Annotated in this window: 12 protein-coding genes; 9 read left to right on the top strand and 3 right to left on the bottom strand. The window is 60.5% G+C overall.

Annotated elements, in window-relative coordinates; translation table 11 throughout:
* Positions 1-84: 84 nt before the first annotated feature.
* From C8C89_RS22040 to C8C89_RS22025, 4 genes are all read left to right on the top strand, one after another.
* Positions 85-2,664 carry a DUF349 domain-containing protein gene (locus C8C89_RS22040; protein ID WP_133992556.1) on the top strand — a complete coding sequence of 860 codons (2,580 nt, stop codon included), beginning with the start codon at positions 85-87 and terminating at the stop codon, positions 2,662-2,664.
* Positions 2,661-3,134, top strand: a complete 474-nt coding sequence (gene moaE / locus C8C89_RS22035; RefSeq protein WP_101480544.1) for a molybdopterin synthase catalytic subunit MoaE — start codon at positions 2,661-2,663, stop codon at positions 3,132-3,134. The genes C8C89_RS22040 and moaE overlap by 4 nt, the downstream gene beginning before the upstream one ends.
* Before the next feature lie 121 nt (positions 3,135-3,255).
* A complete protein-coding gene (gene clpB / locus C8C89_RS22030) occupies positions 3,256-5,862 on the top strand; it encodes an ATP-dependent chaperone ClpB (RefSeq protein WP_101480545.1) in 2,607 nt (868 codons plus the stop codon).
* 203 nt (positions 5,863-6,065) lie between these two features.
* Positions 6,066-7,187: a polyamine ABC transporter substrate-binding protein gene (locus C8C89_RS22025; RefSeq protein WP_133992554.1), complete on the top strand. Its 1,122-nt coding sequence runs from the start codon at positions 6,066-6,068 to the stop codon at positions 7,185-7,187.
* A gap of 70 nt (positions 7,188-7,257) precedes the next feature.
* On the opposite strand, the gene C8C89_RS27555 is transcribed toward C8C89_RS22025, so the two are convergent.
* From C8C89_RS27555 to ppk1, 3 genes are all read right to left on the bottom strand, one after another.
* The gene (locus C8C89_RS27555) at positions 7,258-7,383 is read right to left on the bottom strand and encodes a hypothetical protein (protein WP_254926692.1); all 126 of its coding nucleotides are present in this window, start codon (positions 7,381-7,383) and stop codon (positions 7,258-7,260) included.
* A 187-nt stretch (positions 7,384-7,570) separates the two neighbouring features.
* Positions 7,571-8,029, bottom strand: a complete 459-nt coding sequence (gene sixA, locus C8C89_RS22020; protein WP_101480547.1) for a phosphohistidine phosphatase SixA — start codon at positions 8,027-8,029, stop codon at positions 7,571-7,573.
* Positions 8,030-8,054: 25 nt separating this feature from the next.
* Positions 8,055-10,148, bottom strand: a complete 2,094-nt coding sequence (ppk1, locus tag C8C89_RS22015; RefSeq protein WP_101480548.1) for a polyphosphate kinase 1 — start codon at positions 10,146-10,148, stop codon at positions 8,055-8,057.
* Positions 10,149-10,419: 271 nt separating this feature from the next.
* Between ppk1 and pstS the strand changes: the two genes are divergently transcribed.
* The 5 genes from pstS (at position 10,420) to phoU (ending at position 15,120) form a co-directional block, all read left to right on the top strand.
* The gene (gene pstS / locus C8C89_RS22010) at positions 10,420-11,469 is read left to right on the top strand and encodes a phosphate ABC transporter substrate-binding protein PstS (RefSeq protein ID WP_101480549.1); all 1,050 of its coding nucleotides are present in this window, start codon (positions 10,420-10,422) and stop codon (positions 11,467-11,469) included.
* A gap of 215 nt (positions 11,470-11,684) precedes the next feature.
* Complete coding sequence (pstC, locus tag C8C89_RS22005; RefSeq protein ID WP_243858172.1) at positions 11,685-12,656, top strand: phosphate ABC transporter permease subunit PstC; 972 nt, start codon at positions 11,685-11,687, stop codon at positions 12,654-12,656.
* Positions 12,653-13,540: a phosphate ABC transporter permease PstA gene (gene pstA / locus C8C89_RS22000; RefSeq protein WP_101480551.1), complete on the top strand. Its 888-nt coding sequence runs from the start codon at positions 12,653-12,655 to the stop codon at positions 13,538-13,540. Before pstC ends, pstA begins: the two co-directional genes overlap by 4 nt.
* 26 nt (positions 13,541-13,566) lie before the next feature.
* Positions 13,567-14,361 (top strand): phosphate ABC transporter ATP-binding protein PstB, encoded by a 795-nt coding sequence (pstB, locus tag C8C89_RS21995; protein ID WP_071078203.1) that lies wholly within the window; start codon positions 13,567-13,569, stop codon positions 14,359-14,361.
* A gap of 48 nt (positions 14,362-14,409) precedes the next feature.
* On the top strand, positions 14,410-15,120 hold the full coding sequence (gene phoU, locus C8C89_RS21990) for a phosphate signaling complex protein PhoU (protein WP_071078202.1): 711 nt from the start codon (positions 14,410-14,412) through the stop codon (positions 15,118-15,120).
* Positions 15,121-15,123: the final 3 nt, after the last annotated feature.

Raw genomic sequence — 15,123 nt, 5'->3', positions numbered from 1 at the left:
TCATTTGGTAACTTGTACAGACCTGTCCGATGCAATACCCCGGGCTTTGTTATGATGATGGTTTTGATTCACGCGAAACCCGTCATGTTCGAATTTCTTTTCAAGCGTTCTGCCAGCAAGTCTTCCGCACCAGACCCTGTCGTGGCAGAGCAGGCCGCCGCTACGGCGCAGAGCGCATCGCGCCGCGCCGAACAGGTTGCGCGTGCCCACGCCGTGGCGGGCGACGAAGTCGCTGCCGCCGATTTTATTGTTTCCAGCGAATTTGCCGATGCCCGCCTGATCGCGGCTGAACACGTCCATACCTTGCCTCTGCTGGAAAAAGTCCACCAGGCCATGCGTAACACGGACCGCCGCGTCGCCAAGCTGATGCAGGGCCGCATCGACCTGATCCGCCATCAGGCGGCGGAAACCCAGCGCGCCCAAGCCAGCATAGCTACGGCCCAGCGCCTGTTGAACGATGACAAGCTCAGTCCCAATCAGGTAGCCGAGCTGGACCGCCAATGGCAAGTCATCAAGGCCACGCCCGAACTGGCGGCGGCCTTTGCCGCCGCGCGTGCCGCGCTGGCCGCCCGCCTGGAAGCGCAAGTGGTATTGCAACGCGCCGTGATCGACGCCGTCGCCGCCGCGCGCGCACTGGCCAGCAATGGTCAGTCCGCCGACGAACTGGCGCAGGCGCTGGCCCGCCTGGATGCGGAACATGCGCAGCATGCGCAATCGCCCGAATGCGGTTCGCTGCCGAAACACCTGGAAAGCGATTTTATCCAGGCGCGCGAACAGGCGCAGTCCGCTTTGCAAGCCCTGCAGCAGCACCAGGCCGTGTTCGACGCGCGCCAGGCCGCGCTGGCCGAATGGCAGGCGCAGGACGCCGCCACCCTCGATGTGGATACCCTGAAACGCGCCTGGCAAGCCTTGCCGCGCCTGCCTGAGTCGCCGCTGTCCGACAGCCTGCAGCAGCAATTTGCAGCCGTGCTGGCCAGCGCCCCTGCGCCTGCCGTCACTGCCGCAGTCGTAGCCACGCCAGTGCATGCCGAAGCGGCGCCGCGCAAGCCGCGCCAGGAGCTCGCTGCCGTGTCGAAAGAAGCGACGGAGCAGTTCTTCAAGACGCTCGACGCCATGGAAGCGGCGCTGCAGGATGGCTTGTTGCACGTGGCTTCCGAGCATGACAAAACTTTGCGCGATAGCAAGCACGGGCGCCTGACGCCTGCGCAAGCGGATCGCCTGGCCCATGTGCGCGGGGAGTTCAAGCGCCTGGCCGACTGGGCACGCTGGGGCGGCAACGTGTCGCGCGAGGAACTGGTCAAGGCGGGCGAGGAATTGCCGGCACAAGAATTGCCGATGGCCGAGCTGGCCAAGAAAGTGGGCAGCCTGCGCGAGCGCTGGAAGTCGCTCGACACCTTGTCCGGCCCCGCGCCAAAATCCCTGTGGGAGCGTTTCGATGCCGCCTGCAGCCTGGCGTACGCGCCGGCGGCCCAGCATTTCAAGCAACTGGCCGAAGAGCGCCACGGCAATGCGGCCAAGGCCCAGGAATTGATCGCGGAAACGGCGGCCCTGGCAGCCGAAGAAAGTACCGACTGGAAACACGTCGCCTCCGCCTCGCAGCGCTTGCGTCAGGCGTGGACGCGCCTGGGCACCATCGACCGCAAGGAAAAGAAACGCCTGGATACGGAATTTGGCGCCGCACTGGACGCCTTGTCGAAGCCGCTGGACACGCAGCGCCAGATCGAGACGGCGCGCCGCGAACAATTGATCGTCGAAGTGGGCTTGCTCAAACCATCCGAGCGCAACACGGTCGACATGTTGAAAGCCTTGCAGGATAAATGGCAGGAACTGGCGAAAGCCCTGCCGCTGGAGCGCCGCGCGGAACAGGCGCTGTGGCAGCGCTTCCGCGCCGCCTGCGATGATATCTTTGCCAAGCGCAAGGAAACGGCGCACGCGGCCGACCATGAACGCCGCGAACACCTGCATGCGCGCGTAGCCCTGTGCGCCAGCCTGGAAACGGCCGTCGTGCCCGAGGGTGACGACAAGGCCCGCAGCGCCTTCATCCATCACTTGCTGCGCGAGACGCGTGCCGCCTGGAACGCCACCGGCCCCGTGCCGCGCGCCAGCGAAGCGAAGATCGAACAGCGCTACCAGGCGGCTGTTGCCGGCGTGCAAGCGCAAGCGGATGCCATCGCCGAGCGCGCCGGTGCGGCCCAGGCCAACGCCTTGCGCGACAAGCTGCGCCTGACGCAGGCATTGGAAACGGCCTTGGCCGAAGGTGATGCCGGCGCGGATGCGGCGCCTTGGGTTCAGCGCTGGAGCGCCTTGCCGCCACTCGACGCCCAGTACGAACGCAGCCTGCAACAGCGCTTTGCCGCTGCCCAGGCCGCGCTGGGCGAGGGCGCTGCCGCCTACGTGCAGCAATTGCAGGCTAACCAGGATCGCCTGCGTGATGAAGTGCTGCGCCTGGAAATCGTCGCCGGCGTCGACAGCGGCGCCGAATTTGCCCGCGACCGCCTGAAAATGCAGGTGGAAGTGCTGCAATCGTCGCTCAAGTCAGGCCAGAAGCCGCTCACGCAAGTATCGCAGCTGATGCAGCTGTGCGCGATTGCCGCTGCCACCGATGCGCGCACGGCCAGCCGCATCGAAACCTTGCTGCGCCGCATCGGAGGCCACGCCAAATGAGCACTTCCGTCCGCGTCCAGCAAGCTGATTTTGACCTCAGTCAAGAAATTGCACAATTGCGTGCAGGCAACCCCAAGGTAGGCGCCGTCGTCGGCTTCGTCGGCACGGTGCGCGACATGAACGAGGGGCTGGACGTGGCCGCCATGGAGCTCGAGCACTATCCTGGCATGACGGAAAAGTCGATCGAGGCCATCGTCGAGCAGGCACGGGGTCGCTGGCCCCTGTCCGGCGCGCTGGTGATCCACCGTGTAGGGCCCCTGCAGCCGCAGGAACAGATCGTGCTGGTGGCCGTCTCGTCCGCCCACCGGGGCGAGGCCTTCGCCGCATGCGAGTTCATCATCGATTACCTGAAGACGGAAGCGCCGTTCTGGAAGAAGGAAGACACGCCCGAAGGGGCGCGCTGGGTCGATGCGCGTGACAGTGACGAGACGGCGCTGGACAAATGGACGGCAAAAGCAAGCGCCATTTGAGGCGTATCCGCCGCGCACGTTAGCATTTGCAAGAATGCATCAGTTTTCTGCTTTGTGTATGCTTGAAAAGCACTGCCTCACCCCAATTTGGTTAACAACTAATTAACCGGGAGCGCTTTTCATGCGACAAGACAAACTCACTACCAAATTACAGGAAGCCCTGGCCGATGCGCAAAGCTTGGCCGTGGGCAACGACAACCCCTATATCGAACCAGTCCATCTGCTGACGGCCCTGTTGAACCAGGACGACGGCGGTGCCCGCTCGCTCTTGCAGCGAGCCGGCGTCAACGTAGGCGGCTTGTCCAAGGCCCTGGGCGCCTCGATCGAACGCCTGCCGAAAGTCTCTGGCACGGGAGGCGACGTGCAGGTCAGCCGCGAATTCGTGGCCCTGTTGAACCTGGCCGACAAGGAATCGCAAAAGGCGGGCGACCAGTTTGTGTCCAGCGAAATGGTCTTGCTGGCCATGACGGACGACAAGTCCGACTGCGGCAAGCTGGCGCGCGAAAACGGCCTGACCCGCAAGGCCTTGGCATCGGCCATCGAGGCCGTGCGCGGCGGCAATAAGGTGGACTCGCAAGAGGCCGAAGGCCAGCGCGAAGCCTTGAAAAAATACACCCTGGACCTGACGGAGCGGGCGCGCAAAGGCAAGCTCGACCCTGTAATCGGCCGTGACGATGAAATCCGCCGCACCATCCAGATCCTGCAGCGCCGCAGCAAGAACAATCCCGTGCTGATCGGCGAACCGGGCGTGGGCAAGACGGCCATCGTCGAAGGCCTGGCGCAGCGTATCGTCAATGGCGAAGTGCCGGAATCGCTGAAGGGCAAGCGCGTACTCTCGCTGGACATGGCCGCCCTGCTTGCCGGCGCGAAATTCCGCGGCGAATTCGAGGAACGCCTGAAATCCGTGCTGAAGGAACTGGCCATGGATGAAGGGCAAACCATCGTCTTCATCGACGAGATGCACACCATGGTGGGTGCGGGCAAGGCCGAAGGTGCGATGGATGCCGGCAATATGCTGAAACCGGCGCTGGCGCGCGGGGAGCTCCATTGCGTGGGCGCGACCACCCTCGACGAGTACCGCAAGTACATCGAGAAGGATGCCGCGCTGGAACGCCGCTTCCAGAAAGTGCTGGTCGACGAGCCGACCGTGGAAGCGACCATCGCCATCCTGCGCGGCTTGCAGGATAAATACGCGCTGCACCACAAGGTGGAAATCACGGACGCGGCCATCATCGCCGCCGCCGAGTTGTCGCACCGCTACATCACGGACCGTTTCCTGCCCGACAAGGCGATCGACCTGATCGATGAAGCGGCGGCGAAGATCAAGATCGAGATCGACTCGAAGCCGGAAGTGATGGACAAGCTGGAACGCCGCCTGATCCAGCTCAAGATCGAGCGCGAAGCCGTCAAGAAGGAAAAGGACGAGGCATCGTTGCGCCGCCTGGCCTTGATCGAGGAAGAGATCGTCAAGCTGCAGCGCGAATACAACGACTTCGAGGAAATCCTGAAGGCGGAAAAAGCCGTGGTGCAAGGCAGCACGCACATCAAGGAAGAGATCGAGAACGTCAAGCTGCAGATGGAGCAGGCCACGCGTGAAAGCAACTGGCAGAAAGTATCGGAATTGCAATACGGCAAGTTGCCGCAACTGGAGGCCCAGCTCAAGCAGGCTGACAGCGGCATCCCGAAACGCGATCCCGACCAGCCAAAATTGCTGCGCACCGAAGTGGGCGCCGAGGAAATCGCCGAAGTAGTGTCGCGTGCGACGGGTATTCCCGTATCGCGCATGATGCAGGGCGAGCGCGACAAGCTGCTGCATATCGAAGAAAAGCTGCATGAGCGTGTCGTGGGCCAGGATGAAGCGATCACGGCCGTGGCTGATGCTATCCGCCGCTCGCGCGCGGGCTTGAGCGATCCGAACCGTCCCTATGGTTCCTTCATGTTCCTGGGGCCGACGGGCGTGGGCAAGACCGAGCTGAGCAAGGCGTTGGCGACCTTCCTGTTCGATACGGAAGAATCGATGATACGCATCGACATGAGCGAGTTCATGGAGAAGCATTCCGTGGCCCGTTTGATCGGCGCACCGCCCGGCTATGTGGGCTACGACGAGGGCGGCTACCTGACGGAAGCCGTGCGCCGCAAGCCGTATAGCGTGATTTTGCTCGACGAAGTGGAAAAGGCGCATGCCGACGTCTTCAACGTGTTGCTGCAAGTGCTCGACGATGGGCGCATGACGGACGGCCAGGGCCGCACGGTGGACTTCAAGAATACCGTCATCATCATGACCTCGAACCTGGGCTCGCACAAGATACAGGCCATGGAAAGCGATGATCCCGGTGTCGTGAAGCTGGCCGTGATGGCCGAGGTACGCTCGCACTTCCGTCCCGAATTCGTCAACCGTATCGACGAAATCGTGGTGTTCCATGGCCTCGACGAGAAAAACATCGGCGCGATCGCAAAGATCCAGCTGAAGATCCTCGAAGAACGCCTGGCGCGCATGGACATGCAACTGAGCTTGACGGACGCGGCACTGCAGCAAATCGCTGAAGCGGGCTACGATCCGGTGTATGGAGCGCGTCCTTTGAAGCGGGCGATCCAGCAGCAGATCGAAAATCCGCTGTCGAAGCTGATCCTGGAAGGCAAGTTTGGCCCGAAAGACGAAATCCGCATCGATGCCCAGAACGGCAACCTGGTGTTTTCGGGTGCGCAAGTGGGGCTGGACAAGGTGTAATCTGGCCGGTCAGTCCCTGCGGGATTGGAATTTGCCCCATTGGGGCAAATTCCCCCGTCGGGTCTGACCCCAGTTTTGCGCTGTGGGGTGTTGGCGCGAGCTAACATCGGCATAATCTAAAGCAGGGCGCGATCAGGGTAGACCTGATCGCGCCCTTCTTGCTATCATCGTCACTATTTTCTGATACTTCTGGAGGCGACACGATGGCAAACACATGGCAAGCAGGACGGCGCATTGGAGCGGGATTGACCTTGGCGGCAGCCGTGCTGGCTTTGCCTGCCCAAGCTCAGGCCCAGGAAGAGAAAGTGCTGAACATCTATAACTGGTCGGACTATATTGGCGACGATACGATCAAGAATTTTGAAAAGGAAACGGGCATCAAGGTACGCTACGACGTTTTCGATAACAACGAAATCCTCAACGCGAAACTGGTGGCGGGCAAGTCCGGCTACGACATCGTCGTACCCACGGCCCAGTGGGCGCGCCTGCAGATCGACGCGGGCCTGCTGCGTAAGCTCGACAAGAGCAAGCTGACGAACCTGGGCAACCTGGACCAGAACTTGCAGGCGAAGCTGGCGAAGATCGACCCGAACAACGATTACCTGGTCGACTGGCTTTGGGGCTATACGACGGTGGGCATCAACGTCAACAAGGTCAAGGCCGCGCTGGGCGCCATGCCCATGCCCGACAATGCCTGGGACCTGGTTTTCGACCCGAAATACGCGTCGAAGCTGAAATCGTGCGGCGTCTCCTTCCTCGACTCGCCATCGGAAGTGCTGCCGGCTGCCCTGCAATACCTGGGCAAGCCCGCCTACTCGAAAACGGCTGGCGACTACCAGGAAGCGGGCAAGGTGCTGCAAGCGATCCGCCCCTACGTGACCCTGTTCAGCTCGTCTGGCTACATCAATGACATGGCCAACGGCTCCGTCTGCGTCGCGCTGGGCTGGTCGGGCGATATCAATATCGCGCGCCAGCGTGCCATCGATGCGAAAAACGGCAATGTGATCCAGGTACTGGTGCCGAAGACGGCCGCCCTGATGTTCGACACCATGGCCATCCCCGCCGACGCGCCCCATCCGAACAATGCGCACCTGTTCATCAACTACATCCTGCGCCCGCAAGTGCATGCCAGCCTGAGCAACAAGGTGTTTTACGCGAATCCGAATCCGGCCAGCATCAAGTATGTACGCAAGGACATCGGCGAGAACAAGGCCATCTTCCTGTCGGACACCGACAAGCAGCGCATGGCCGCACCGGAAGCGACCACGGCCGATATCCGCCGATTGATGACGCGCATCTATACGAAGTTCAAAACGGGAGTGTAAATACAAGGATGGCGCGAGGGACGGGCCTGTAGGCCGTCACTGGCGCCATGCGATATTGCCGAGGTGAACACTACTCGTGGTAGCGGTCCATCAGCTTGTGGTGGCTGCCGCGCATTTCTTCGATCAGTTCAAAGGCGACGAAGCCGATGATGGCGGCGAAGATGGCGATGAAGAGAAAAACGAGGAAGGTTAACATGGTCTTTCAGCCGCCGTTGGACGGCTGTCCGCTGGGTTGCTCAAGGTGCCAGAGCATTGCTCCAACACGTCGTTGATGCAATTAAACTCTAGCAGATCGGCAGCGCTTTGCAAGGCTGCCGAGTTGCAATTCCTACTAGTATTTGTCCCAGCGCACTTTTTGTGCATTAAGCTGTTTCACCGCCCCCTTATTTCACCACCAGGTCATGCGCCATCACAGCTTTCAAGTAGACGCTGATCGGGTCGCCCAATTCTCGCTGCGAGAACCACCAGGCGCTGGCCTTGCGCATCTCCCATTCCTGCTCCTCGCCCGTCAGCAGCAGGGCGGCGGCCTGGCCCAGGGTGGGCTGGTGGCCGACGATGAGCACGGTTTCCTTGCCGCCGGGCCAGTTGGCAGCCTTCAGAATGTCTTCCGCCTCGGCACCTGGCGCCAGTTCCGGCATCAGCTTGAACTTGCGCCCCAGCGCTTCCGCCGTTTGCAAGGTGCGCAGGGCGGGGCTGACGAGGATGCGGCAATTTTCCGGTAGTTGCGAGGCCAGCCATTCGCCCATGCGGCGCGCCTGTTTCTGACCTTTGACGGTCAGGGCGCGTTCGAGGTCGGGCAGGCCCGGCTCGGCTTCTGCGTGTCGCCACAAGATGAGATCCATGCTGTGCTCCTCTGTGTAGAAATGCCTATTCGCCGACCTCCGCGCCCGGCGTGCCCAGTGTATGCATCAGATACTGCTGGGCGCTGAATGGCGTTTGCTTGCCGCGTGGCTTGCGGCGCGCATAGTGGCCTGTCGGCTCCAGTTCCCATGCATTCGTATTATCCTTCAAATACGGATTCAGGCCCTCGGCGATCACACGCCGCTTCAGCGCCCGGTCCAGCACGGGGAAGGCCACTTCCACGCGGCGGAACAGGTTGCGGCTCATCCAGTCGGCGCTTGCCAGGTAGACATCGTGCGCCAGGTCGTTGCGGAAGTAATAAATGCGGCTGTGTTCGAGGAAGCGGCCGATCACGGAGCGCACCTTGATGTTTTCCGACAGGCCAGGCACGCCCGGTTTCAGGGTGCAGGCGCCGCGCACGATCAGGTCGATCTTCACGCCATCGGTCGACGCCGCATACAGGGCGCGGATCACGGATTCATCGACCAGCGCGTTGACTTTCACGATGATGCGCCCGCGCCGGCCGGAGCGGGCGATCTTCGCCTCGTTGCGGATGGCCTTGATGATTTCGCTCTGGAGGCCGAACGGCGCCAGCCACAAATGGTTCAGGTTGTGCGGCTTGGTCAGGCTGGTCAGGTGGATGAAGACTTCGTTCACTTCCACGGCCAGGTCCTGGTTGGCCGTCAGCAAGCCAAAATCCGTATACAACTTGGTGGTGGTGGGGTGATAGTTGCCGGTGCCCAAGTGAGCGTAGAAGCGCAGCGCGCCTTCTTCGCGGCGGATGACGAGCGCCACCTTGGCGTGGGTTTTCAGGCCCACCACGCCGTACACGACTTGCGCGCCCGCCTGTTCCAGCTTGTCGGCCCAGTTGATATTGGCTTCTTCGTCGAAACGCGCCATCAATTCCACGATGACTGTCACTTCCTTGCCCATCTTCGCGGCCGCAATGAGTGACTCCATCAAGTCCGAATTCATGCCCGTGCGGTAGATCGTCTGCTTGATGGCCACAACGGACGGATCGTAGGCGGCGCTGCGGATGAAATCGATGACTGTCTGGAACGACTGGTAGGGATGGTGCAGCAGGATGTCATGCTTGTTGAGCGCGGCAAAGATGTCGCTGCCGATGGCTTTATGCGCCAGGCCCGGGAAGAAGGGCGGGAAGCGCAGCTCGGCTTGCTTGACGTGGTCGATCATCTCCGACAGGCGCACCAGGTTCACGGGGCCATTGACGCGGTATAGACGGCTTTGATCAAGGCTGAACTGGTCGAGCAGGAATTGTGACAACTCCGGTGGACAATTGCGCGCCACTTCCAGGCGCACGGAGGTGCCGAACTGGCGTCCCACCAGTTCGCCCTTCAGGGCCTGGCGCAGATTCTTGACTTCGTCTTCGTCCACCCACAGGTCGCTGTCGCGCGTGACCCGGAATTGCGAATAGGCAATCACTTCGCGTCCGGCGAACAGGTCCGAGATGTGTGCATGGATGACGGAGGACAATAAACAGAAGGACACGCCATCACCGGATATCTCGTCCGGCAGCTTGATGACGCGCGGCAAGACACGGGGCGCCTTGACGATGGCGATCGCCGTGCCGCGCCCGAAGGCATCCTTGCCGCTCAGCGAAACGATGAAATTGAGGCTTTTATTCACCACTTGCGGGAAAGGGTGGGCCGGGTCCAGGCCGATAGGTGTGAGCAGGGGGCGCACTTCGCGGTCAAAATACTGCTTCACCCACGCGCGCTGCGCCTCGTTGCGGTCGCTGTCGCGCAGCAAATGCACGCCCGCTTCGCGCAGGGCTGGCAAGACGTCGCTATTTAATATCTCGTACTGGCGTTCCACCAGCGCATGGCATTCCTTGCCGATGCGTTCCAGATTGGCCGCCAGGACAGGGTGGCCCGCCAGTGAACCGCCGATGCTGCCGGCCGCCAGCAAGCTGGCCACGCGCACCTCGAAGAACTCATCCATGTTACTGCTGACGATGCACAGGTAGCGCAGGCGCTCGAGCAGTGGAATGTTCGGGTCTTCCGCCTGGGCCATCACGCGCCGGTTGAAAGTCAGTTGCGACAGTTCGCGGTCAAGCAAGATGCCCGATTTGGTCACTTCCGTGTGCAGTTCAGGTTTCATATTCTTTTGTCTTTGCAGATAGTTAATTCTAGCCGTATTTCATCATGTATGACGCGCTGTGAGTGTAATCATGAAATATGACGTAAGCGTGACATAAGCTGTCATAAAGCGTCGCCCATTCTGTCATTTTTCGTGCCGGAAATGGCGTTCCCCGGGGCGTAGGCAAATATTTCATGAAATTTTGCGCATGTCATAAAGCTGTCATATTCGCTTGCTAGACTGCGCAGCATTCAACCGGGACTTTGAGCCCTAACAACCCTGAGGACTTGATATGCAAATGAAGCAAATGTTCAAATTTATCGTCGTGGGTGCTTCGGCAGCGATGGCATTTTCTTCCGCTTCCGTCATGGCGGCAGATATGACAGGTGCTGGTGCTACCTTCCCATACCCTATCTACGCCAAATGGGCTGAGACTTACAAAGCCAACACCGGCAACGGCCTGAACTACCAGTCCGTAGGTTCCGGCGCTGGCATCAAGCAAATCAAGGCCAAGACTGTTGAATTCGGCGCCTCGGACATGCCTTTGAAGGCAGAAGAGCTGGAAGAAGCAGGCCTGATGCAGTTCCCTGCCATCATGGGCGGCGTGGTCACCATCGTCAACCTGGACGGCGTGAAGCCAGGCCAGCTGAAAATGACGGGCAAGGTCGTTGCCGACATTTACCTGGGCAAGATCACCAAGTGGAGTGCTCCTGAGATCGCCGCACTGAACACGGGCGTCAAGCTGCCAGACACGGAAATCACCGTGGTGCACCGCGCCGACGGTTCGGGTACCTCTTTCCTGTTCACCGACTTCCTGTCGAAAACCAACCCGGAATTCAAATCGAAAATCGGCGCTGGCTCGGCTGTGAAATGGGCCGTGGGCGTGGGCGGCAAGGGTAACGAAGGCGTTGCCGCTAACGTACAGCGTATCAAGGGTTCGATCGGTTACGTCGAGTGGGCTTACGCCAAGAAAAACAATATGTCGCACACCCAGCTGCAAAACAAGGACGGCAACTTCCTGCAGCCTGACGACGACAACTTCAAGGCGGCAGCCGCTTCGGCACCTTGGACGCAAACCCCAGGCTTCGGCGTGGTCCTGACCGACCAGGCTGGCAAGAACAGCTGGCCTATCACGGGCGTGTCGTTCATCCTGATGCACAAAGTCCAGCCTGACGCAGCCAAGGCAAAAGAAGTCCTGAAATTCTTCGACTGGGCCTACAAGAACGGCGGCGCAGCTGCTGTTGAACTGGACTACGTGCCTATGCCAGCATCGGTCGTGAAACTGGTGCAGGAATCGTGGAAAGCCAATCTGAAAGATGCATCGGGCAAAGCGATCTATTAATTCGATAGCTTGACCAAATAAGTACCGATCCTTGTCCCCGCCAGCAGCACGGCGGGGCAGGGAGTTAGCCAGGACCGCCCGCAAGCCCTTGCAGGCGATCCTGGCTAAAAATAAAACATGAGTTCAAAACAAGCAATACCGGCAGTACCACCCACATCTGGCACAATATGAGCGCACAATCAACCTCCTCCACGATCCCCATGCCAGGCGGCACCATGACCGACTCCATCAGTCACGCGCAAATGCTTTCCACCATGCGCAAGCAGCGCATCCAGGATTTCCTGTTCCACAAGGTGACGATGCTGTTCGCCCTGTCGGTGCTGATCGTCCTGGTCGGCATCATCATTTCGCTGATCATGGAATCGATACCGGCCTTCAAGACCTTCGGCCTGCATTTCATCGTGTCGGCAGAATGGGACCCCGTCAATGACCAGTACGGCGCCCTGATCCCCATCATCGGCACCCTGGTGACGTCCGTCATCGCCCTGCTGATCGCTTTTCCCGTCAGCTTCGGCATCGCGCTGTTCCTCACGGAAATCTGCCCGGCCTGGCTGCGTCGCCCGCTGGGCACTGCTGTCGAGCTGCTGGCCGGCGTGCCATCGATCATCTACGGCATCTGGGGTCTGTTTGTCTTCGCGCCCCTGTTTGCCGACCACGTCCAGCCTATACTGAAGGCCACGCTGGGCAACGTGCCCATCATCGGCCAGCTGTTCAGCGGCCCCATGATGGGCATCGGCTTGCTGACGGCAGGTCTGGTGCTGGCCATCATGATCATCCCTTTCATCGCCTCGGTGATGCGCGACGTGTTTGAAATCGTCCCTGCCGTGCTGAAGGAGTCCGCATACGGCCTGGGCTGCACACGCTGGGAAGTGGTGCGCAAGATCGTCTTGCCTTACACCAAGACCGGCGTCGTCGGCGGCGTCATGCTGGGCCTGGGCCGCGCACTCGGTGAAACCATGGCGGTGACCTTCGTCATCGGCAACGCCAACAAGCTGTCGTGGTCGCTGTTTGCCGCCGGTAACAGCATCACCTCCTTGCTGGCCAATGAATTTGGCGAAGCGCAATCGGCGCTGCACGTGTCCTCGCTGTTCTCGCTGGCCCTGATCCTGTTTGTCATCACCTTTATCGTCTTATCCGCCGCCAAGCTGATGCTGGCTGGCATGTCCCGCAAGGAAGGCACGAAATGAGCCAAGTGAGCACCCTCGACGTTCCGGCCAAGCCGGCCATGAATCCCGTCTACCGCAAGCGCCTGCTGATGCACCGCATCGGCATCGCCCTGTCAGTGGCGGCCATGGCCCTGGGCCTGGCCGTGCTGGTATGGATTTTGTTCACGCTGGTGATCAAGGGTTTCGGTGCCTTGTCGATCGACCTGTTCACGCAAACGACGCCGGCCCCCGGCAGCGAAGGCGGCGGCCTGATCAATGCCATCGTCGGCAGCGCCCTGATGGTGGGCCTGGCTACCGTCGTCAGCACCCCGATCGGCATCCTGGCCGGCATCTACCTGGCCGAATACGGCGAAGAAAACAGGCTGGCGCAAGTGACGCGTTTTGTGACGGACATCATGCTGTCGGCGCCATCGATCGTCATCGGCCTGTTCGTGTATGCGCTGTACGTGGCGCATGTCAAGCACTTCTCCGGTTACGCGGGCGCCATCGCGCTGTCGCTGATCGCCGTGCCGGTGGTGGTGCGCACGACGGACAATATGTTGCGCCTGGTGCCGAACAGCCTGCTGGAAGCCGCGTTTGCCCTCGGTGCGCCGCGCTGGAAGGTCGCCACCCTGGTGCGCTTGCGCGCCGTCAAGGCTGGCGTGATCACCGGCGTACTGCTGGCATTGGCCCGCATCGCCGGCGAAACGGCGCCGCTGCTGTTCACGGCCCTGAATAACCAGTTCCAAAGCTTTAACATGAATGCGCCGATGGCCAACTTGCCGTCCGTCATCGCATCGTTTGCGATGAGCCCGTACGACAACTGGCGCTCGCTGGCCTGGGGTGGCGCACTGCTGATCACCTTCAGCGTGCTGGCCTTGAATATCCTGTCGCGCACCGTGTTCAGCCAAAAAGTCCCTAATTAAACAGATATCGAGCGAAGCGAACCCACATGAATACGCAAATGAATCCAGCACAAGACCTGGCACCAAAGAAAAAAACCATCGAAATTTCGGGCCTGAACTTCTTTTACGGCAAAACGCAAAGCTTGCATAACGTCAACCTGGACATTCACGAGAAGAAGGTTACCGCTTTCATCGGCCCGTCCGGTTGCGGCAAATCGACCCTGCTGCGCACCCTGAACCGCATGTACGACCTGTACCCGGGCCAGCGCGCGGAAGGTTCCATCCTGTACCGCGGCCGCAACGTGCTCGACGCCGACCAGGACGTCAACATGCTGCGCGCCAAGGTCGGCATGGTGTTCCAGAAGCCCACGCCGTTCCCCATGTCCGTGTATGACAACATTGCCTTCGGCGTGCGCCTGTATGAAGACCTGTCGAAGGGCGAGATGGACGAGCGCGTCGAGTGGGCCCTGAAAAAAGCGGCGCTGTGGGGCGAGGTCAAGGATAAGCTGAACAAGAGCGGCCTGTCGCTGTCTGGCGGCCAGCAGCAGCGTTTGTGCATCGCGCGCGGCGTGGCCGTGAAGCCGGACGTGTTGCTGCTCGATGAGCCGACCTCGGCGCTGGACCCGATTTCGACGTCGAAGGTGGAAGAGCTGATCAGCGAACTGAAACAGGATTACACGATCGCCATCGTGACGCACAATATGCAGCAGGCGGCGCGCTGCTCCGATTACACGGCCTATATGTATCTGGGCGAACTGGTGGAATTCGGCGAAACGGACCAGATTTTCATGAATCCGGCCCGCAAGGAAACGCAGGATTACATCACGGGCCGCTTCGGCTGATCTGCCCAGAATAACGACATACAAGACAACTGAATACGGAGAGACAGCATGTTAGGCGAACATTCATCCAAGCAATACGACAACGAACTCGAAGCGATCCGCTCGAAAGTGCTCCTGATGGGCGGCATCGTTGAAACCCAGTTCCTCGACGCGATGACGTGCTTTCGCATCGGCAATCCGGAACGCGCCGACCGCGTGATGCGGGAGGACGACGTCGTCAACCAGCTGGAAGTCTCGCTGGACGACGCTTGCAGCCATTTGATCGTGCGCCGCCAGCCGGCCGCCAACGATTTGCGCACCATCATGGCCACCATCAAGGTGATTACCGACCTCGAGCGCGTAGGCGACGAGGCGACCAAAATCGCCCGCGTGGCGAAGAATCTGCACAAGCGCGGCAACGGCGTCGTCAACCATTACGAGATGGTGCGCGGCATTGCCAACACGGCCACCGACATGCTGCACGACGCGCTCGATGCATTCGCACGCAACGATGGCAAGCAGGCCTTACAATTAATTGCACAAGATGCCATCATTGACCATGAGTTTCGGTCTATCATGCGCAACTTGATTACCTTTATGATGGAAGACCCGCGCACGATTTCGGCGGCGCTCGATACCCTGTGGGTGGCCAAGGCCATCGAACGCATCGGCGACCATGCGAAAAACATCGCCGAATACGTGATTTACGTGGTTGAAGGCAAGGACATCCGCCACACCAAGGTGGCTGCTCCCGCCATTTCCGAGGAGCTCCCTGAGTAAGCT

Origin of the sequence: Janthinobacterium sp. 75, from assembly GCF_004365495.1 — a bacterium.
Classification (GTDB): Bacteria; Pseudomonadota; Gammaproteobacteria; order Burkholderiales; family Burkholderiaceae_D; genus Janthinobacterium.
Note: the sequence above shows the minus strand (reverse complement) of the source record. Positions and strands in the feature narration are given on the sequence as shown.